The sequence below is a fragment of the Flavobacterium johnsoniae genome, from assembly GCF_001879205.1.
GTDB classification, from domain to species: Bacteria; Bacteroidota; Bacteroidia; order Flavobacteriales; family Flavobacteriaceae; genus Flavobacterium; species Flavobacterium johnsoniae_A.
Window position 1 is genome coordinate 343,073 of sequence record NZ_MLFK01000001.1, and the last position, 20,083, is coordinate 363,155.

Consider the following 20,083-nt stretch of genomic DNA (forward strand, 5'->3'; position numbering starts at 1 on the left):
CGTTTATTTGTTCAAATCGTTTAACCGAATAAACGATTAAACGAATAAACCTATTTTTAAAGTCTTTGACTCATATTTTTAACCATCATTTCTTTCCATGGTCTAAAATCGCCTGCTAAGATATGTTTTCTCGCTTCACGAACCAACCACATATAGAAACCAAGATTATGAATTGTAGCAATTTGTTTTCCTAAATATTCGTTAGCAGCAAACAAATGACGTAAATAGGCTTTTGTATATTCTGTATCTACAAAAGTATGTCCCATTTCATCAATTGGAGAAAAATCAGCTTCCCACTTTTTATTTTTAATATTGATCGTTCCGTTTGCCGTAAACAACATACCGTTTCTTGCATTTCGTGTTGGCATAACACAATCAAACATATCAATTCCTAACGCAATATTTTCTAATATATTTATAGGAGTTCCCACACCCATTAAATAGCGGGGTTTATCTTCCGGAAGAATTTCGCATACTACTTCGGTCATTGCGTACATTTCCTCTGCAGGTTCCCCTACTGATAAGCCTCCAATTGCATTTCCCTGCTGTCCGGCATTGGCAATATATTCAGCCGATTGACGACGCAGATCCTTATAAGTACTTCCCTGAACAATCGGAAAAAAAGTCTGTTCGTAACCGTATTTGTAAGGCACTTTGTCTAAATGATTAATACAACGATCCAGCCAGCGGTGCGTCATATGCATCGATCTTTGTGCATATCTGTAATCGCAAGGATACGGCGTGCACTCATCAAAAGCCATAATAATATCAGCTCCAATAGTACGCTGAATTTCCATTACATTTTCTGGAGTAAAAAAGTGGTAAGAACCGTCAATATGCGATTTAAACTTTACCCCTTCTTCTTTAATTTTTCGATTACTCGAAAGAGAATATACCTGATAACCTCCAGAATCTGTCAAAATATTACGATCCCAATTCATGAATTTATGCAATCCTCCTGCTTTTTCAAGAATTTCTGTCTGCGGACGAAGATATAAATGGTATGTATTTCCAAGAATAATATCCGGATTAATATCGTCTTTCAGCTCTCGCTGATGTACTCCTTTTACGGAAGCTACCGTTCCTACGGGCATAAAAATAGGCGTTTCAATTACGCCGTGATCAGTAGTAATACTTCCCGCCCTAGCTTTAGACTGCGGATCTTTTTGTAATAAATCAAACTTCATCTGTTTCTTTTTTCAGTCGGCAAAGATAATCTAATTTGAGGAAAATTTAAGTAGATAATTTGTCAATTAGAAAATTAGATTTTGATGACTGATCAACCCAAAACCTGAAACCTGACAGCACTTGAATTTAGCGGCTATAACAATCAGGGACAAAAATCAAATCTAAAAGCATTTTTGTGGTAAAAAAAAGCCTTACAGTTATTCATCAACCACAAATTCAAGGAAATGTAAAAATTACAACAACCACATTACTAAAGTGTAACACATTAACAATCATCATTTCATAATTTTAATTATTATAAAAATACTATCAACTAAAAATTTAGAAATCATGATAAACTCTGAAGAAAAATTAGATCAGATTAAAGATGAACAAATCGAGAGAAACCTGGAAAATCTAGATTACCCGGCAAATGAAGATATCTACAATCAGGAAAACAAATTAGAAGACATTGATCCCGAAGATATTTCCGGAGAAAGAATCATCAATCAGGACAATCACGAATGGAAACAAAACAGCGACAAAATAGGAAATGATTTAGACATTCCCGGCTCAGAACTTGATGACGAACAAGAAGAAATTGGTTCTGAAGACGAAGAAAATAATTTCTACAGCGAGAGCGATACAAATTAATCTTTCATTTATAACGTTACAGTTATTTTTGCCGCAGATTTCACCGATTAGCAAGATTTTAAAATCATTGTAATCCGTGAAATCTGCGGCAAAACTTTTTATAGACTAACAGCAAGAGTTCAAACTTTTTTTCCAGATCAATAAAAAAAGAATCATAATTTAACAATTGTGGCAAACTAAAGCAGAAAATCATTTGTCAGCCCGCAAAATAACGATTACTTTTGCAACAGTTTAACTTTTACATATAAAATGAAGCCTAACACACAACAATTAAGCGATTTAACGATCCAAGTAAGAAGAGATATTCTTAGAATGGTACATGCTGTCAACTCAGGTCACCCAGGTGGTTCATTAGGTTGTACTGAATTTTTGGTAACACTTTACCAAAATATTATGGAACGTAAGGAAGGTTTTGATATGGACGGAATTGGAGAAGATATTTTCTTCCTTTCAAATGGTCATATTTCTCCAGTATTTTACAGCGTTTTAGCACGTAGCGGCTATTTCCCTATTTCAGAACTTGCAACTTTTAGATTATTAAACTCTCGTTTACAAGGGCACCCAACAACTCATGAAGGTTTACCTGGAGTTCGTATGGCGTCTGGATCATTAGGACAAGGTTTATCTGTTGCTCTTGGTGCTGCACAAGCTAAAAAATTAAATGGAGATAATCATTTAGTTTTTACTTTACACGGTGACGGAGAATTACAAGAAGGTCAAAACTGGGAAGCTATTATGTATGCTTCTGCTAAAAAAGTAGACAACCTTATTGCAACCGTAGACGTTAACGGAAAACAAATTGACGGAACTACAGACGAAGTTTTAGCAATGGGAAGCCTTCGTGCAAAATTCGAAGCTTTTGACTGGGACGTTTTAGAAATTGCTGAAGGAAACAATATCGATGCTATTATCGCAGGATTAACAGATGCAAAATCAAGAACAGGAAAAGGAAAACCGGTTTGTATTTTATTACACACTGAAATGGGTAATGGTGTTGACTTTATGATGCACACTCATGCTTGGCATGGTAAAGCACCAAACGATGACCAATTGAAAAATGCTCTAGCTCAAAACTATTCTGCAGATCAAATCGATTATTAAAAAAGTGTTCAGTCTCAGTGGCAGTTTTCGGTAAAACTTAACGAAGCCACTTAGAAGAGCAGCATCTCAAAAGAAAATTAAATGAAAAAATACGAAAATACAGGAAGCAAAGATACTCGTTCTGGTTTTGGAGCGGGAATGACTGAATTAGGTCAAAAAAACGAAAACGTTGTGGCATTATGTGCTGATTTAATTGGATCATTAAAATTTGATGATTTCAAAAAAAATCATCCAGAGCGTTTTTTCCAAATTGGAATCGCAGAAGCTAATATGATTGGTATCGCTGCAGGTTTAACAATTGGAGGAAAAATTCCTTTTACAGGAACTTTCGCTAATTTCTCAACAGGAAGAGTTTACGATCAAATCCGTCAATCTGTTGCTTACTCAGATAAAAACGTAAAAATCTGTGCTTCTCACGCAGGTTTAACTCTAGGAGAAGACGGGGCAACTCACCAAATCTTAGAAGACATCGGATTAATGAAAATGTTACCAGGAATGACGGTAATCAATACTTGCGATTACAACCAGACTAAAGCTGCAACTTTGGCATTGGCAGATCATCATGGTCCGGCTTATTTACGTTTTGGCCGTCCGGTTGTACCTAACTTTACTCCTGCTGACGAACCATTCGTAATTGGGAAAGCAATTTTACTAAACGAAGGAACTGACGTAACAATTGTTGCAACAGGACATTTAGTTTGGGAAGCTCTTATCGCTGCAGAAGCTTTAGAAGCAAAAGGAATCTCTGCTGAAGTAATCAACATTCACACAATTAAACCTCTTGATGAAGAAGCAATTCTTAAATCGGTTGCTAAAACAAGATGTATAGTTACTGCAGAAGAGCACAACTATCTTGGAGGTCTTGGAGAAAGTGTTTCTGGAGTATTAGCTCTAAAAAATCCAACTCCACAAGAATTTGTAGCCGTAAACGACAGTTTTGGTGAATCTGGAACTCCAGAACAATTAATGGAAAAATACAAATTAAACAATCAGGCCATTGTTGAAGCTGTAGAAAGAGTGATCAAAAGAAAATAATTTTTTACTTTTCTTACTTTATAAAAAAACCTCGAAATTAAATTTCGAGGTTTTTTAGTTTTACTAGTAGTACCAGGACATTTCCATAGAAATTTGTGGAGTAGGCACTACGCCATTAATACTACACACTATCGGACCAGAAATATAAAAATTAACATCTGACATATACGGCACAGTGAATTTCCAAGATCCTACCTGATAGGTTTTTGTTCCTGATATTGCTGGATTATTATAAATACCATATATAGTCCAAATACCAGTAGTATCACCTGGTCTACCTTGAAAATCACTCGTTAAATATCGAAGATTCATAGCCTCTTTCCATCTGCAGCCAGCTAATGTTGAGCATGATCTGTATTGCAATGTTGATCTTAAATACATCTTACTAGACTGAATACCATCATTTAAAACAATAGTTTCATTATACAAATCTACTACATGTCTCAATCTGCCGCCATTAACATTTATTTCTGGACTTGCAAATGATTTTATTCTGTTTTCATTAGGAAGAACTAATCTGCCAGTTATATTCTTAGAAACTTTAGCAACACTTAACAACTGGCCGTATTTTTGCAATTTAGCTTCACGATTAGTAAGCTCTGCAACACTTAAATTAATTTCATCCTCAGAAAGCAAATAAAAAGTACGTTCATTAAGCCATAAAACGTTACCATTAATTTTAACTTTTGATTCCGAATTTAAAACTGATTTTAATGCATCTGAATAGATAATTCTTGTTTCGGACAATACATCTTCTTCCATACTTGCTGAATCGTCTGAAGTATTTAGTAACGAAACTAATTTTTTTGAAGCAACCCAATTCTTAAGCTCATCAGTATCTAAATCAGCCAAATCAGAATACTCTTTAACAAAAAGTTCTTCATTTTTAAATGATAACATTTTACCATCTAAAACTGAAGCTGTATTATCTACAGCAGTAACTTCTTGATTTACCTGATCTTCGCTGCTGCATGACAAAGCAGTAAACACTAAAAACAATGCAATTAATTTTTTCATTTTTATAAAATTTTAATATTATTCTTTCAAATCTACACGTTAAATAAGTAAATTACTTACGTGATCCCGTAAAACAGAAAACAAATCCTACACAAGAACATTAAAACATTGATAAACAATACTTAAGACACAAACCTTAACATAATATTATTACTTTACATTCATTATTTTTTTTAATTAAAAACAAAAAAAACCTCGAAATTCAATTTCGAGGTTTTTACTTTTATCTATTTAAAATCATTACGGTTTTGCCGAATGATGATCTTTGTCTACGTGAATTCTTATTCTTCCGGGAGAATTATAATCCGGCTCTCCGGTTGCTGAAAATGCAGGAATACCATGTCTTTCAGTTTCATCTACATTAGGAGTTGCTGGATTATCCGAAATTGGGTCGAAAGGATAATATTTACTCAAACCAGAAACCAATGGATCTAAATCATAACTTGGTTTAGTAATTTCAAATCTTGTGCTGTAACCGTCTCCATCATCATCCTGATCTAAGAAATCCGGAATTCCATCTCCATCTGTATCATCTGGATTTACGGGTTTGTTAGGATACAAAGTAGTATTTCTATAATCACGAACATAGCCATCATGATTCAAATCCTCCTGATAATCATAAACTCCATCAGGATTTGAAATAAGAGATCCATTGGAAACATTATATTCATGATCCATTCTTTTATAGCTATACAACTTAATACTAAAAATTAAAGGAGCATAAGCAGGTATCGTACTTCCGCTTGGCGGTGCAGCATAATATCCTAAACCAGAAGGAATGAATAATATCCCAGCTCCAAAATTTTCATATTTTGCACTTCCGTTAGAAGGGTCCGTTGATGAATCACCTGTTTTAAACTGAGGAAAAAGCTCGCTCCAGCCTATAATTGTACCAAATAAATCCAAAGGTGACTGCGGAAATTTAACCTCTTCAAACTGAGTTGTTTTTACATATTCAGGCTCAGTTGCCGTTTTCGCAACACGTGTTAAGTACTCTCCTTTATAAGCCGTAAGAACAGCATCTGTATTCATTGGAGAAGTTCCTGTACCTTCTCTTAAAACCAAATAATAGGTTTTATAAATGATTCCGTGCACATCAATATCTCTTCTTAGTAATTTCGGAAACGAAGCACTATTTAAATAAGACATTATGGAAGGCTGCGCTGCAGGGTCTGTAATCTTTGTAAACGTAACATCCTGATCCGTTTGGTTACCAGGACTATCTGTTACAGTTATATAATAAGTATTTAAATATTCTTCAATATCTGCGTTATCAACGTTATATTGTTCCTGATAATCTCTTAAAGGCACTACTACAACATCATCATCATCACTTTTTTTACAAGATACAATCGTAATCCCCGCAAGTAATAAAATAAAATAATATTTAAATTTATTCATTATTGTTAATTTTTTAGGTGCGCAAGATACAATATTGATTTATTTTTGTAAAGAATTTAACTTGGATTTTAGAAAAATTATGAGAATAGATAAATACTTATGGTGCGTTCGTTATTACAAGACCAGAAACATGGTAACTGAGGCCTGTAAAAAGAACCATATCACCGTAAACGGGCAGGTTGCAAAACCATCAAAAGAAGTATTTCCTACCGATAGAATTACTTTTAGAAAAGATCAAATTACACAAATTATAACAGTGCTTGATATTCCGGAAAGCCGAGTTGGCGCTAAACTGGTAGATATTTACCGTAAAAACGAAACACCGCCGGAAGCTTATGCACATTTAGAACTGCTAAAGCTGTCGAAGGAACATTATCGTAAAAGCGGTACAGGAAGACCAACCAAAAAAGACCGAAGAGATATTGACGAATATGGAAATGACATTATTGATGAGGAAGAAGAAATAGAATAAATGAGTCTTAAAAATCCTCATTTTTAAATTCCAAATCCCAAAAACTATCAAAATGATCAATATTAAAAATCTGGCTTCAGAAATTGGAATTTGGATTTTTTATATTGGCTTTTAAATTAATTATATTAGCAAAAAAAATAAATCATGAGCAAAAACATCATCTTAACCAATCAGGAAATCGAACACAAGATAAAACGTATAGCTTATCAAATCTACGAAACGTTTGTTGACGAAGAAGAAGTTGTAATTGCCGGAATTGCTTCTAACGGATCTATTTTTGCAGAAAAACTAGCTGCTGCCCTAAGCAATATCTCTACACTTAAAGTTTCATTGTGCGAAGTAAAAATCGACAAACAAAATCCGCAGTCTCCTATTCAGACTTCTTTAAAGAAAGAAGAATACGAGAACAAAGGATTGGTACTTGTTGATGATGTACTAAATTCAGGCACTACACTAATTTATGCTGTTCGTCATTTTCTTGACGTACCATTGAAGAAATTCAAAACAGCAGTACTTGTAGATAGAAATCACAAAAAATACCCTGTAAAGGCAGATTTTAAAGGAATTTCCTTATCTACGTCTTTATTAGAGCATGTTCAGGTTGTATTTGACAAAAACGAAGGCAATCATGCGTTCTTAAGCTAGGATCTTCAAAATATCCTCAACTGTTTCATCGACTGTTTTATTATCAACCACAACCTTGTATTGCGCGTGGTTGTAATAAAAACTTCTGTCGAACAAATGCTTTGCAATAAACTCTTTCATCTCCTCCTCATTCATATCTGCAATTAGAGGACGTTTACTCTTATTATATACTAATCTATTATATAAAGTATCAATTGATGCTTTAAGATAAATAGAATCGATATCCTCTCTCTGCAATAATAAATGATTATTTGCATAGCAGGGAGTTCCTCCGCCTAAACCAATAATGCTGTTTTCCGGAGATTGAAGTAATTCTAAGAACATTTCGTGCTCTAATTTGCGAAAATGAATTTCTCCAAACTGCTCAAAAATCTCTTTTATCGATAAATTTGCTTTTTTTTCGATGCAAACATCTAAATCTAAAAAGGGAATTTCTGTGATTTTAGACAAATTTTGGGCAATCGTAGACTTTCCGCAACCCATATAACCTAACAGTACAATTTTTTTCATATTAATAAAACCTTATAAACTAAGCAATTGGAAACTTTTCCAAAAAAAAGACAAATTTATAATAAAATCGCTTGGAAACTTCAAAAAAAACTCCTTATATTTGCACCCGCATTCAAGAAACGAATATGACTCGATAGCTCAGTCGGTAGAGCACATCACTTTTAATGATGGGGTCCTGGGTTCGAGCCCCAGTCGGGTCACAAAACAAATTTGTGATTAACAAAATAAGTTTCTTGAAAGCAATGACTCGATAGCTCAGTCGGTAGAGCACATCACTTTTAATGATGGGGTCCTGGGTTCGAGCCCCAGTCGGGTCACAAAAGGTCAGGTATTAATTTACTTGACCTTTTTTCATTTTTAGCCATGTGGAGCGCGGCTTATTAATTACCAGCAGTTTTAGTTATTAATTTGGCTATTCCGTAAAGTATAAGTTACCAGATTTTTTATATTCTGATGGGTATTATTATATTTTTTCCTCTCCAATTCAAAGTTCATTTTTTTTAATATTGATACAGAATTAATATTGTCAGAAGACGGAAAAGCTGTTATTATTTTTGCTTTCATTTTTTCAAACGTATATTCTATAATTTTTTTGATTGCTTCAGTCATTATGCCTTTACCTTGAAATTCATTCAGCATTTCATATCCTATTTCTACAATTTCATTTTTTACATCAAAATTCCATAAACAAACTGAACCTATTAGATTATTATTTCCTTTTTCTGTTATAACCCAATAAATGCATTCATTTTTCGCTACTAAATTTTGCATTTTAATTATGTATTCTTCTGCTTTTTTTAAGCTTGAAGAATTATCTCTTCCAACAAAAGCATTTACAATTGCATCAGAATGTAATTGATGAATTAAAACAACATCAGTGTTTTCAATATTTCTTAATATTAATCTTTCGGTTATTAGTATAGGAAAATCTTTAAAATCCAATTCCATGCTGTAATTTTTTTTGATTAATTTTTTGATGCGAAATTTTAGCTTTTGCCTGCCGCTAACTGGTATATGATGCTGATAACATAAGACATATCAGCCTCAAACTGGATGTATATGTTTTATAGATTTCAAGGTTTGTTTTTTATCAAATATAAAATTAATAAGCTCACAAATTATCAAACAATAAAATAATGCTTATTTCACAAAAGAGTTTCTTTTATAAAACAAAAACTTCCTTACATTCGTCCAAGAATAATTAACCGCTAATCCCAAATTAGTTTTTATGAAAAACCTACTATTGATATCATTCATTATGATATCCTGCTCTTCATGGGCACAGTCTGCAACGGCTTATTTCGATAAAGCCATGAAAAAAGCCGAAGCCGGCAACACAAAAGGCGCCATTTCTGATTACACGAAAGCCATCAGCATGAATTCTAAATTTGTAGAAGCTTACCAAAACAGAGGTGTTGCAAAATTTAAATTAAATGATCTAAAAGGCGCTCAGGCTGATTTTAGCAAGACAATTGATTTAGACAGCATGAATGCAGACGCTTTCACCGGAAGAGCTAATGTAAACTACAAATTGCAAAACTACCAAGGAACTATTGACGACTGCACCTCATCGCTTGGATTAAACCCTAAAGATTATATCGCTTATAATTTAAGAGGTTTAGCTTACAACAAAATTGGAGACAAGAAAAATGCCTGTAAAGATTTCTCTAAAGCAATTGAACTAGGAAGTCAAAGTGCCGCAAAAAACAAAGCTACATTTTGTAAATAACAAAAAGCCAAATACAAAAAAGCAATCTGTAAAATTTTATTTACAGATTGCTTTTTTTATACATTATAAAATCTTTCAAAACATTTTTTCAAAATATAATCTAGAATTTAAAAGCGTCGTAAACCGCTAAGAATCTATCATTTTTAACAAGTTTCACCTATTTTTTGAGATTTTGTTTTACTTTTGTTCACCTAATCGAAAAAAATGATAAACAACATAAAAACTGTTTTCAGTATAAAAGATCTCGAGAATTTATCCGGTATAAAAGCACACACCATCCGTATTTGGGAAAAAAGATATAACATCCTTGAACCAATGCGTACAGATACTAATATCAGGCTTTATAACTTACAGAATTTACAGAAACTTTTAAACATTACTTTACTACACGAATACGGTTATAAGATTTCTAAAATCGCAACTTATCCGGACGAAAAGATTCCGCAGTTAGTTCGTGAAATAATTTCAAAGAAAAACTCGCAAAACTATGCCATTACATCTTTTAAAATGGCGATGATGAATTTTGACCAGGAATTATTCTTCAATACGTTTGACTGGCTTATTTCTGAAAAAACATTTAAAGAAGTTTTTAAAGATCATTTTTTACCTTTATTAAAAGAATTAGGATTGTTATGGCAGTCTGAAACTATCACGCCTGCAAATGAACATTTCATGAGTCATTTGATTAAGCAGAAAATCTTAATTTACACCGAAAGCCTCCAAATTCAAAAACCAACAAAAACAGACCGAATTTTTGTTCTGTCACTTCCTTTAAATGAAATTCATCAAATAGGACTGCTTTACCTTCAATATGAAATCCTGTCCCGAGGATACAAAACTATTTACCTTGGCGAAAGCATGCCTATCGAAAACCTGCAGGATTTAACCAAACATTTCGAGAATATCACTTTTGTATCTTTCATGACCATACAGCCAGATCGCAGTGTAATAAACCAATACGTCAAATCGATGGGACAAAAGTTACTGCAAAAAAACAACGAAATATGGCTTATGGGAAAAATGGTAGAACATATTGACAAGAAAGTTTTACCTGAAAGAATCCGCATTTTTGACTCCATGGAAGAAACAATGGATTCAATATAATTATTTTGTTTAAAGTTTTTGTATATTTGTTAAACAAATGACAAAAACTATCACAATAATAGGATCAGGCTTTTCTTCGTTAGCCGCTTCATGTTACTTGGCAAAGCAAGGAAACAAGGTCACTATTTATGAAAAAAATCAATCGATTGGCGGTCGTGCAAGACAATTTAAAAAAGAAGGTTTTACATTCGATATGGGACCAAGCTGGTACTGGATGCCAGATGTTTTTGAGCGCTTTTTTAAGGACTTTAATAAAAAAACGTCCGATTATTACGAACTCATCAAACTAAATCCTGCCTATCGCGTCTATTTTGGAATCAATGATTTTATTAGCATTTATGATAATTTAGAAGACATTAAAAACACTTTTGAAAACATTGAAAAAGGAAGTGGTCAAAAACTCGAAAACTTTATCAATCAGGCCAAAAGCAATTACGATATCGCGATAAAAGATTTAGTCTATCGTCCGGGAGTTTCACCACTTGAATTAATAACAAAAGAAACTGCTTTAAAACTCAATCAGTTTTTTGGAAATGTAAGTGCTGATATCCGGAAGAAATTCAAAAACGAAAAACTAATTCAGATTCTCGAATTTCCTGTTTTATTTCTAGGCGCTAAACCAACCAAAACACCATCGTTTTATAATTTTATGAATTATGCTGATTTTGGACTGGGAACCTGGCACCCAAAAACCGGAATGTTTGATGTTATTAGAGGAATTGAAAAATTAGCCTTAGAACTGGGAGTTACTATAAAAACCAATTCACCAATCGAAAGTATAATAGTTGAAAATAAAACCGCTACAGGTATCGTAATCAAAGGAGAAATAATAAAAGCCGATATTGTTTTAAGCGGCGCCGACTATGAGCATACCGAAACTTTATTAAAAAAAGAACATCGTGTATATTCTGAAAAATATTGGGAAAGCCGAATTTTTGCTCCATCATCCCTTCTGTTTTTTATTGGTTTCAACAAAAAAATAGAAAACATTTCGCACCATGCTTTATTTTTTGACACTGATTTTAATCAGCATGCTGTTGATATTTACGACAACCCAAAATGGCCAGAATCTCCTTTGTTTTACGCCAATTTTCCATCCAAAACAGATTTAACAGCAGCACCAGACGGAATGGAAACAGGCTTCTTCTTAATTCCGCTTGCACCGGGAATAGAAGACAGCGAAGCACTGCGCGAAGAATATTTCGAAAAAATAATTACCCGTTTTGAAAAACTTACCGAGCAGGAAATCAGAAATAATATTATATTTAAAAAGTCATTTTGCAAAAACGACTTTGTAACAGATTATAATGCATACAAAGGAAATGCCTACGGAATGGCCAATACCCTATTACAAACTGCATTTTTAAGACCCAAATTAAAAAGCAAAAAAGTCAGGAATTTATATTTCACGGGACAATTAACCGTTCCCGGACCAGGTGTTCCGCCTGCCTTAATTTCAGGAAAACTAGCAGCTGAATTAATTCAAAAATCTCTAAGATCTTAAAAAATGAAATCACTATTCGACGCCGTTTCTTTCAAATGCAGTAAATTGGTTACCAAAAATTACAGCTCGTCTTTTTCGATTGCAGTCAAAATGCTGTCGCCAAGCATTCGTGATGCTATTTACAGCATTTACGGATTTGTTCGCTTCGCCGATGAAATTGTAGATTCATTTCACGAATATGAAAAAGAATACCTCATTGCCGATTTCGAAAAAGAATATTACAAAGCAATGGAACTGGGCATCAGCTTAAATCCAATTCTAAACTCTTTTCAGCATACCGTAAAACAATACAATATTACCGACGATTTGGTTCAGGCTTTTTTAAAAAGCATGAAACTAGATCTCATTAAATCAACTTACAACACTCAAACCGAATATGCAGATTATATTTACGGCTCTGCAGATGTTGTGGGGTTAATGTGTTTAAAAGTCTTTGTCTGCGGTAAAGAGCATAAATACGAACAATTAAAAAACGAAGCAATGCGTTTGGGATCGGCTTTTCAGAAAGTTAATTTCCTTAGAGATTTAAAAGATGACAACACGATTTTAAACCGTACTTATTTTCCGGGTGTTAATCTCAATAATTTCAACGAAGATGCAAAAGAGCAGATTATTAAAGAAATCGAAGAAGATTTCCGCATTGCCTATCAGGGAATTGTAAAACTGCCAATAGAAGCAAAATTTGGAGTATATACTGCTTATGTTTATTACAGAAAACTGCTCAAAAAACTAAAAAACACGCCATACTATGAAATTGGAAACTCAAGAATACGCGTTTCCAACTATACAAAAGCCGGACTTTTAGCACAGTCTTTTGTAACATATAAATTAAAGCTAGTATAATTTCTCCTTCGAAATGACAAGAATGCGTAAATGACACGATCAAACAATTATTATAATAAATTCAAAACATAAAAAATGATTTCTTTTTTAATCTTTTTGGGCGTTTTTCTGTTTATGGAATGTGTAACTTGGCTTACTCACAAATACGTAATGCACGGTTTTATGTGGTATTTTCACGCAGATCATCATCAGCCCAAATACGAGCATACTTTTGAACGCAATGATATTTTCTTTGTCATTTTTGCAATCCCGAGTATTCTTTTATTTTATTTCGGTGTTCAGGGCGGGTTCAACTATTTGTTTTTCATTGCCTGCGGTGTTACGCTTTACGGAGTCTGCTATTTTTTAATTCACGATGTCTTGATTCACCAACGGTTTAAATGGTTCAAAAACACCAAAAACAAATACCTCATCGGACTTCGAAAAGCACATAAAATACATCATAAACACCTCAATAAAGAACACGGAGAATGTTTCGGAATGCTGTTTGTACCTTTAAAATATTATAAAATGTAGCATTATTTGGGCGTTCCCCAAGGGCCGGGTTTTCCGTTCCCGCTTCCCGATGAAAAATCGGGAGAGCTCCACTGCAACCCCTAACGCTCACGTATTACAAGAAACATTTACATCAATTGATTTATAAGAAATGAAAGTATATAAATTACAAACTGTACAACATCTAAATGCCGGTATCGAAGAATGTTGGGATTTTTTCTCAAGCCCACAAAACCTTCAAATTATAACACCGGATACCATGAGTTTCGAAATCCAGGATTTTGACAACAAACGCATGTATCCCGGACAAGTGATTACTTATACTTTAAAACCAATTTTAGGAATTAAAATCAACTGGATGACCATCATCACAATTTCGCAGCAGAATGAATATTTTGTAGACGAACAACGTTTCGGTCCATACGCATTATGGCATCACAAACATTTTTTTGAGCCAGCACCAGACGGCGGCACTAAAATGACAGATGTCGTTCATTATGCCCTGCCATTTGGCTTTCTCGGCCGAATTATGAATCACTTAGTTGTAAAGAACAAACTAAAAAGCATTTTTGATTTCCGTTACAAAAAAATCGAAGAATTGTTTAATTCCAAAAAATAGATACAGGTTCACAAATGAATACAGATCAGAGATCTTTTTTAATCTGTGAGATGTGTGGCAAAAAAAGATCATCAAAACAATGACAAAACAAAAAGTTTCCTTTTTCTGGTTTAGACGCGATTTACGTTTAGAAGACAATACCGGATTATTTCACGCTTTACAATCTGATTTTCCTTTAATTCCTCTATTTATTTTTGATGATGATATTCTGGATAATCTTCCAAAAAACGATGCCAGAGTAAGCTTTATATACGATTCACTTCAAAAAATCAATACCGAACTCAACTCACTGAGATCTTCGATTTTAATAAAAAAAGGAAAAACAAAAGAAATCTGGCAATCACTTATACACGAATTTGATATTCAAAACGTATTTTTCAATAAAGATTACGAACCTTTTGCCATCCAGAGAGATTCAGCGATTTGTTCTTTATTAAAAGAAAACAACATCGAATGTTTTTCCTTTAAAGACCATGTTATTTTTGAAGAAAAAGAAATCACAAAAGCCGACGGACTTCCGTATACTGTTTATACACCTTATAAAAATAAATGGCTCGAAAAGTATCATTTATCAGGATCAGCTCCAGAATACGATGCGAGTTCATTTCAATCCAGCTTTGCAAAAAATCAATTTCCATTTCCTGATTTAGCCGCAATTGGATTTGAAAGAAGCACGATAAAAGTACAGCCGCACAACCTTACACAAATTGGCAGTTATAAAGAAACAAGAGATTTCCCTGCTCTTGACAGCACATCTTATCTTTCGCCTCATTTACGTTTTGGAACAGTAAGTATTCGCAAATTAGTCAATTGGGCCAATAGAAAAAACCAGACATTTTTAAGCGAATTAATTTGGCGAGAGTTCTTTATTCAAATTCTTTTCAGTTTTCCGAATTGTGTCAATCATAATTTTAAATCAGCTTATGATGGAATCCAATGGAGAAATAACGAAGATGATTTTAAACGATGGTGTTCCGGAACTACAGGTTACCCAATGGTCGATGCCGGAATGCGTCAGCTTAATGAAACGGGTTATATGCACAATCGCGTGCGCATGGTCGTGGCGAGTTTTTTATGCAAACATTTACTAATTAACTGGCAGTGGGGCGAAGCTTATTTTGCCGAAAAACTGCTGGATTTCGAATTAGCTTCAAATGTAGGAAACTGGCAATGGGCCGCAGGAACAGGCTGTGATGCTGCGCCATACTTCAGGGTTTTTAATCCGGAAATCCAGCAAAAGAAATTTGACGAAAAAGGCGAGTATATCCGCAAATGGATTCCTGAATTCGATTTTGGTTATAATGCTCCAATGGTCGATCATGCTTTTGCGAGAGATCGTGCCATTGCAACTTATAAGGCTGGAATTTTGAAATAAGTTTTTTTTGGCTTCCCGCAGATTTGGCAGATTGAGCAGATTTATAATCATTATTGTTATTCTGATAAAGGATCGCATAAGTAAATCTTTGCAATATTGTCATCCCGAGGAACGAGGGATCACAAATTAGACGAAAAAAAAAACTTTGTCAAAGTTTTTAACTTTGACAAAGTTCTATGAGAATAAAATTTGGAATTTGAATATTTTATATTGGAATTTCCCAGTCTAGTATTTCAAATAATTATCAACAACAATTTTCGCCTTCAAATCAAACATTAAGTTGTACAAACCAAAGAAAGTACGGTTCATGTAAATAAAGTGCTTAGAACCACGATTTCCGTTCATTTTTTTCAAATTTGTATCTTCAGAAAAGCGTTTCCCTAATTCGGCGATGGCATTAAAGAAAGTTTCATCGGCAAAATCGAAAGTTTCGTTTTGAAAAGGTTTGGTAAAAAGTGATAACAAATCATGGAACATTTCGGTAAAATATTCGACTTCTGCCGCCGTATCATCGGGACGAAGAATTTCTAATTCAAATAACTTTTGATTAAACAAAGCTTGATCCGTAATTACGTTTTTGTTGATTAATTCGAAATACGGTGTATAGAAATCATCCGGAATCTGTTTCATACACCCAAAATCTAAAGCAATCAAATGGTTTTGATCATCAACCAAAAAATTCCCCGGATGCGGATCTGCGTGTACTTTGCGTAAAACGTGAATTTGATACATATAAAAATCCCAAAGTGCCTGCCCTATTTTATCGCCAACTTCCTGATCTGTATTTACTGCTGTAAATTCAGAAAGATGAATCCCCGTCATCCAATCCATCGTAATAATTTTCTCGGATGAAAACTCCGGATAATAATTTGGGAAAATGATATTTTCTATCTTACTGCAGGCATCAACAACTTCCTGGCTTTGTTTTAATTCTAACAAATAATTCGTTTCTTCTATAAGTTTATCTTCAACTTCTTTGAAATATTTATCTGAATCTTTTCCCTGCAGATTAAACATTCTAATCGCAATTGGTTTTACCAGCGCCAAATCAGACGAAATACTGTTTGCAACACCGGGATATTGAATTTTAACCGCTAGTTTTTTATCATTTTTCTTAGCCAGATGTACCTGTCCAATACTTGCCGCGTTTACTGAATTTGGATTAAATTCATCAAAAATTTCATAAGGCGTTTTTCCAAAATTATTTTTGAATGTTTTTAAAACCAAAGGTGCAGAAAGCGGCGGTACTGAAAATTGCGACAACGAAAATTTCTCTACATAAGCCTGCGGCAGAAAATTTTTGTCCATGCTTAACATTTGAGCTACTTTCAAAGCACTTCCTTTTAAGCTTTTTAGTCCGTCATAAATGTCTTCGGCGTTATTTTCGTTTAGTTTATCTCGGGTTAAATCAGGATTGACTATTTTTTCGGCATAGTGCTTTACATAGTTTACTCCAATTTTAGCCCCGGTTTGAACCAGTTTTCCGGCTCTTTCTATTTTTGAAGTTGGAATATAATCGATCGTTTTCATTATTTACTGTATATTTTTTCTTTGAATAGAAATTTGCCCAAATCTATCAAATGGTTCATAGGCGCAACATTCATTAACTCAAATGAAGCATTAACTGATTTTTCGATAAAAATATCGGTTTTCTCAAATGCAGCAGATTCATCTTCCATCCAAAATTTAATTGTAAGCATCAATTGCAGCCAGGCCGATTCCTGAATAGCGCTTTCCTGAAATTTCTGCAATTTTTCCTGCTCTAATCTATAATCATCAGTTAAAATTTCCGAAACATAACTCTTGAAACTTTCTCGAAGTGTGGCCAGCTGCACTAAATTTTTAAGCGGATTTCGATCGACTTTCAGCGTTTGTAAAACGTAACTTCTGTTTGCCGTTAAAATCTCGAAGAAGGTAAAATAAAAGCTCAGCATTTTATTCTTCATATCATATTGCTGATATTCCTCGTTTTTATGAAGCAAGTTGACTGTGTTTTCAAAAAACAGTCGGAATATTTCTTTTTCTAAACCTTCTAATGTTCCAAAAAAGGAATAAAATTCGGCTTCGCTAAAATCATTCTCTTTGGCAAAATGATAAACCGATTTTGGTTTTTGTCCTTTTTCCAAAACTTCATTCATATATGTTGAAACGATGTAATCTTTGGTAATTTCCTTTTTTTTAGTCGCCATTTTATTAAAATTTAGAATTTGCCATAAAGGTAAACATTGTTTAAGTACCTTTACTAATCCTTAAACAATATGTACTGTTAAATATATTATAAACTATTATGGCTCAAAATGTTCTATTAACCGGCGGAAGCGGATTCATTGGAAAACATTTAACAAACGTTCTTATTGATGCTGGATATTCTGTGTCTGTTTTGAGTCGCAGCAACAAAGAAAACACTCCTGAAATAAAATATTACAATTGGGATTTAAATAAAAATTATATTGATGAAAATGCGGTTTTAAACGCAGATTACATCATTCATCTTGCAGGTGAAGGAATCGTAGAAAAAAGATGGACCGAAAAGAGAAAAAAAGCAATTTTAGAAAGCCGTACAAAACCCATCGATTTGATTTTTTCGGTTTTAGAAAAACACAATAAAAAGCTAAATGCTTTTATCTCGTCTTCGGCAGTTGGAATTTACGGGGCAGTTACCAGCCATAAAATTTGTACAGAAGAAACTCCTCCTGCAGACGATTTTCTGGGAACAACCTGCCAGATATGGGAAAATGCTGTCGATAAAATTGAAGCATTCGGCATTCGAACCGTAAAAATCCGGACTGGAATTGTTTTGGGAAAAGATGAAGGTTTTTTAAAAAAGGTAAACCCCAGTTTTAAATCGGGTTTTGGTGCTGTTTTAGGAACAGGAAAACAATATCTACCCTGGATTCATATCGAAGATTTATGCCAAATTTACTGTAAATCGGTTGTAGACGATAAAATGCATGGTCCGTACAATGCTGCCGTTACAGATAATACCACAAATTCCAGATTCTCTAAGATTCTGGCAGCATTATACGGATATGCCATCTGGCTTCCTAAAGTTCCTCCGTTTATTCTTAGAATTGGTTTAGGAGAAATGAGCGAGGCCATTTTAAAAGGGCAAAGGGTGTCATCAGAAAAAATACAAAAAACCGGATTTGAATTTCAATTCACCGATTTAGAAAAAGCATTAATAAGCTGCATACATTAAGTTATTTCAAAGTCAGATACTTTTTTTCTTCCTCATTCTGTACAACCCCAAGTAAATTAGTGTTGGCCGTACTCGAAATTTTATTAGCCACAACACTTGGTATTGCTATATTAAAATCAGAAACTGAAATAGGGTAATTGCAAGCTATTTGTATGCCTTCCGGTACTCTTTTTATCAAAGCTTTCATTTCTATAATCTTCGATTTCCCGTGCAGGTAAAGCTTCCCTTTTACATTGTATTCTTTTTCAAGACCATCAACATCTTTTAAATCAAATTTTTCAATTTTGCCTTTAAAGACTGCTTTTGGATATCGGTTGGTTTCTAAATAATTATCGTTAAAATGTTCTTGCATTAAATCCATTTTAAAACGAAAATCTTTTACTACGACAGTACAAATAAGGGTACTGGATTGAGGTTCAAGAACAATTGTTCCGAGCTTATTTACCGCTTTCACCTCTTCAAAAAAAGGCACAGAGGCTTCAAAATTTACAATTGCCGTACTGGTTTTAAACTTGTCCTGGGCAAATAATGAGAATGCGGTAAAAAGTAAAATAAGTGATGTAGTTCTTTTCATAATCGTCAGCAGTTAAACAATTATGTCATTCTATTCACTTTTTAAGAAGAGAAAAAACTGGACTTAAAAAAATAGAACGGCAGTACTCCGTGAAAAAATTTCGTAACCTTATGATTACACTTAAAGTTACGAAATTTCTACATGCGAAGTTCTGGCCCTAATGCTAAATATTTGTGAATATTTTAATTGTAAAATGTATAATGTGAAATGGTATTTCTTTTTAAAATTACATTTCTACCGGGGTACAAATCTCAATTAAAAAACCATCAAGATCTCTCACATAAGATACAACTTGTCCCCACGGTTTTTTCTTTGGTTCGGCAACCAAAACAGCTCCCAGTGAAGTTGCCTTTTGTACCAAATCGCCTACATCATCTGTTACAAAAGCCAATTCTATCGCAAAAGGTTTATCTTCTAAAGTACTTTCAATAAAGCCGTCTTCCAGATTTTGAACACCCAGGTTTTTTGATGCAAACGAAAGTGTGGTGCCGCCTGTATTTAATTCGCCATAATCATTTTCGGGACTCACAAATTTTCGTGCAAATCCAAATGCATTTTCATAAAATTCTATTGATTTTTCTACGTCTTCAACGTATAAAATTGTATATCCAAACTTTACCATGATTTCTTTATTTAAAT

At 33.8% G+C, this 20,083-nt stretch carries 22 protein-coding genes and 2 tRNA genes; 15 read left to right on the plus strand and 9 right to left on the minus strand.

The annotated features are described in order from the left end of the window. Nucleotides 1–56: 56 nt before the first annotated feature. On the minus strand, nt 57–1,187 hold the full coding sequence (tgt, locus tag BKM63_RS01590) for a tRNA guanosine(34) transglycosylase Tgt (RefSeq protein ID WP_071634924.1): 1,131 nt from the start codon (nt 1,185–1,187) through the stop codon (nt 57–59). Between the two features lie 331 nt (nt 1,188–1,518). Here tgt and BKM63_RS01595 point away from each other — a divergent pair, with 331 nt between their 5' ends. From BKM63_RS01595 to BKM63_RS01605, 3 genes are all read left to right on the plus strand, one after another. Continuing rightward, nucleotides 1,519–1,821 (plus strand): hypothetical protein, encoded by a 303-nt coding sequence (locus BKM63_RS01595; RefSeq protein WP_071634925.1) that lies wholly within the window; start codon nt 1,519–1,521, stop codon nt 1,819–1,821. A gap of 249 nt (nt 1,822–2,070) precedes the next feature. Then, the gene (locus tag BKM63_RS01600; protein WP_071634926.1) at nt 2,071–2,922 is read left to right on the plus strand and encodes a transketolase; all 852 of its coding nucleotides are present in this window, start codon (nt 2,071–2,073) and stop codon (nt 2,920–2,922) included. A gap of 81 nt (nt 2,923–3,003) precedes the next feature. Then, nucleotides 3,004–3,957, plus strand: coding sequence for a transketolase family protein (locus tag BKM63_RS01605; protein WP_071634927.1), 954 nt, complete (start codon nt 3,004–3,006; stop codon nt 3,955–3,957). Between the two features lie 63 nt (nt 3,958–4,020). Here the strand turns inward: BKM63_RS01605 and BKM63_RS01610 are convergent, their stop codons facing one another. Both BKM63_RS01610 and BKM63_RS01615 read right to left on the minus strand, forming a co-directional pair. Then, on the minus strand, nt 4,021–4,974 hold the full coding sequence (locus BKM63_RS01610; RefSeq protein ID WP_071634928.1) for a hypothetical protein: 954 nt from the start codon (nt 4,972–4,974) through the stop codon (nt 4,021–4,023). Nucleotides 4,975–5,214: 240 nt separating this feature from the next. Beyond that, nucleotides 5,215–6,375, minus strand: a complete 1,161-nt coding sequence (locus tag BKM63_RS01615) for an FKBP-type peptidyl-prolyl cis-trans isomerase (protein ID WP_071634929.1) — start codon at nt 6,373–6,375, stop codon at nt 5,215–5,217. Between the two features lie 79 nt (nt 6,376–6,454). Here BKM63_RS01615 and BKM63_RS01620 point away from each other — a divergent pair, with 79 nt between their 5' ends. Further along, nucleotides 6,455–6,847 (plus strand): RNA-binding S4 domain-containing protein, encoded by a 393-nt coding sequence (locus BKM63_RS01620; RefSeq protein ID WP_071634930.1) that lies wholly within the window; start codon nt 6,455–6,457, stop codon nt 6,845–6,847. Between the two features lie 144 nt (nt 6,848–6,991). Beyond that, nucleotides 6,992–7,492, plus strand: a complete 501-nt coding sequence (locus BKM63_RS01625; protein WP_071634931.1) for a phosphoribosyltransferase domain-containing protein — start codon at nt 6,992–6,994, stop codon at nt 7,490–7,492. On the opposite strand, the gene BKM63_RS01630 is transcribed toward BKM63_RS01625, so the two are convergent. Then, nucleotides 7,484–8,002: a shikimate kinase gene (locus BKM63_RS01630; RefSeq protein WP_071634932.1), complete on the minus strand. Its 519-nt coding sequence runs from the start codon at nt 8,000–8,002 to the stop codon at nt 7,484–7,486. The two genes, BKM63_RS01625 and BKM63_RS01630, sit on opposite strands and share 9 nt — an antisense overlap. 127 nt (nt 8,003–8,129) lie before the next feature. Here BKM63_RS01630 and BKM63_RS01635 point away from each other — a divergent pair. Next, nucleotides 8,130–8,202 (plus strand) — tRNA-Lys (locus BKM63_RS01635). A 44-nt stretch (nt 8,203–8,246) separates the two neighbouring features. After that, a tRNA-Lys gene (locus BKM63_RS01640) sits at nt 8,247–8,319 on the plus strand. 79 nt (nt 8,320–8,398) lie between these two features. Here the strand turns inward: BKM63_RS01640 and BKM63_RS01645 are convergent. Next, nucleotides 8,399–8,950 (minus strand): GNAT family N-acetyltransferase, encoded by a 552-nt coding sequence (locus BKM63_RS01645; protein WP_071634933.1) that lies wholly within the window; start codon nt 8,948–8,950, stop codon nt 8,399–8,401. Between the two features lie 280 nt (nt 8,951–9,230). Between BKM63_RS01645 and BKM63_RS01650 the strand changes: the two genes are divergently transcribed. The 7 genes from BKM63_RS01650 (at nt 9,231) to BKM63_RS01680 (ending at nt 15,671) form a co-directional block, all read left to right on the plus strand. Beyond that, complete coding sequence (locus BKM63_RS01650) at nt 9,231–9,731, plus strand: tetratricopeptide repeat protein (RefSeq protein ID WP_242661077.1); 501 nt, start codon at nt 9,231–9,233, stop codon at nt 9,729–9,731. A 204-nt stretch (nt 9,732–9,935) separates the two neighbouring features. After that, entirely contained in the window at nt 9,936–10,835 is a 900-nt protein-coding gene (locus tag BKM63_RS01655) for a MerR family transcriptional regulator (RefSeq protein WP_071634935.1), read from the plus strand. Nucleotides 10,836–10,872: 37 nt separating this feature from the next. Beyond that, entirely contained in the window at nt 10,873–12,339 is a 1,467-nt protein-coding gene (locus BKM63_RS01660; RefSeq protein WP_071634936.1) for a phytoene desaturase family protein, read from the plus strand. 3 nt (nt 12,340–12,342) lie between these two features. After that, nucleotides 12,343–13,182, plus strand: coding sequence for a phytoene/squalene synthase family protein (locus BKM63_RS01665; protein ID WP_071634937.1), 840 nt, complete (start codon nt 12,343–12,345; stop codon nt 13,180–13,182). 75 nt (nt 13,183–13,257) lie between these two features. After that, nucleotides 13,258–13,698: a sterol desaturase family protein gene (locus BKM63_RS01670; protein WP_071634938.1), complete on the plus strand. Its 441-nt coding sequence runs from the start codon at nt 13,258–13,260 to the stop codon at nt 13,696–13,698. A 130-nt stretch (nt 13,699–13,828) separates the two neighbouring features. After that, nucleotides 13,829–14,296, plus strand: coding sequence for an SRPBCC family protein (locus BKM63_RS01675; protein WP_071634939.1), 468 nt, complete (start codon nt 13,829–13,831; stop codon nt 14,294–14,296). A gap of 79 nt (nt 14,297–14,375) precedes the next feature. After that, complete coding sequence (locus BKM63_RS01680; RefSeq protein ID WP_071634940.1) at nt 14,376–15,671, plus strand: cryptochrome/photolyase family protein; 1,296 nt, start codon at nt 14,376–14,378, stop codon at nt 15,669–15,671. A gap of 225 nt (nt 15,672–15,896) precedes the next feature. Here the strand turns inward: BKM63_RS01680 and BKM63_RS01685 are convergent, their stop codons facing one another. Continuing rightward, entirely contained in the window at nt 15,897–17,201 is a 1,305-nt protein-coding gene (locus tag BKM63_RS01685) for an ABC1 kinase family protein (RefSeq protein WP_071634941.1), read from the minus strand. Next, a complete protein-coding gene (locus tag BKM63_RS01690) occupies nt 17,201–17,860 on the minus strand; it encodes a TetR family transcriptional regulator C-terminal domain-containing protein (RefSeq protein WP_071634942.1) in 660 nt (219 codons plus the stop codon). Before BKM63_RS01690 ends, BKM63_RS01685 begins: the two co-directional genes overlap by 1 nt. 98 nt (nt 17,861–17,958) lie before the next feature. Between BKM63_RS01690 and BKM63_RS01695 the strand changes: the two genes are divergently transcribed. After that, the gene (locus tag BKM63_RS01695; protein WP_071634943.1) at nt 17,959–18,870 is read left to right on the plus strand and encodes a TIGR01777 family oxidoreductase; all 912 of its coding nucleotides are present in this window, start codon (nt 17,959–17,961) and stop codon (nt 18,868–18,870) included. A 1-nt stretch (nt 18,871) separates the two neighbouring features. Here BKM63_RS01695 and BKM63_RS01700 read toward each other — a convergent pair whose 3' ends face one another. Both BKM63_RS01700 and BKM63_RS01705 read right to left on the minus strand, forming a co-directional pair. Then, nucleotides 18,872–19,444, minus strand: a complete 573-nt coding sequence (locus BKM63_RS01700; protein WP_071634944.1) for a YceI family protein — start codon at nt 19,442–19,444, stop codon at nt 18,872–18,874. A gap of 226 nt (nt 19,445–19,670) precedes the next feature. Then, a complete protein-coding gene (locus BKM63_RS01705) occupies nt 19,671–20,066 on the minus strand; it encodes a VOC family protein (RefSeq protein ID WP_071634945.1) in 396 nt (131 codons plus the stop codon). Nucleotides 20,067–20,083: the final 17 nt, after the last annotated feature.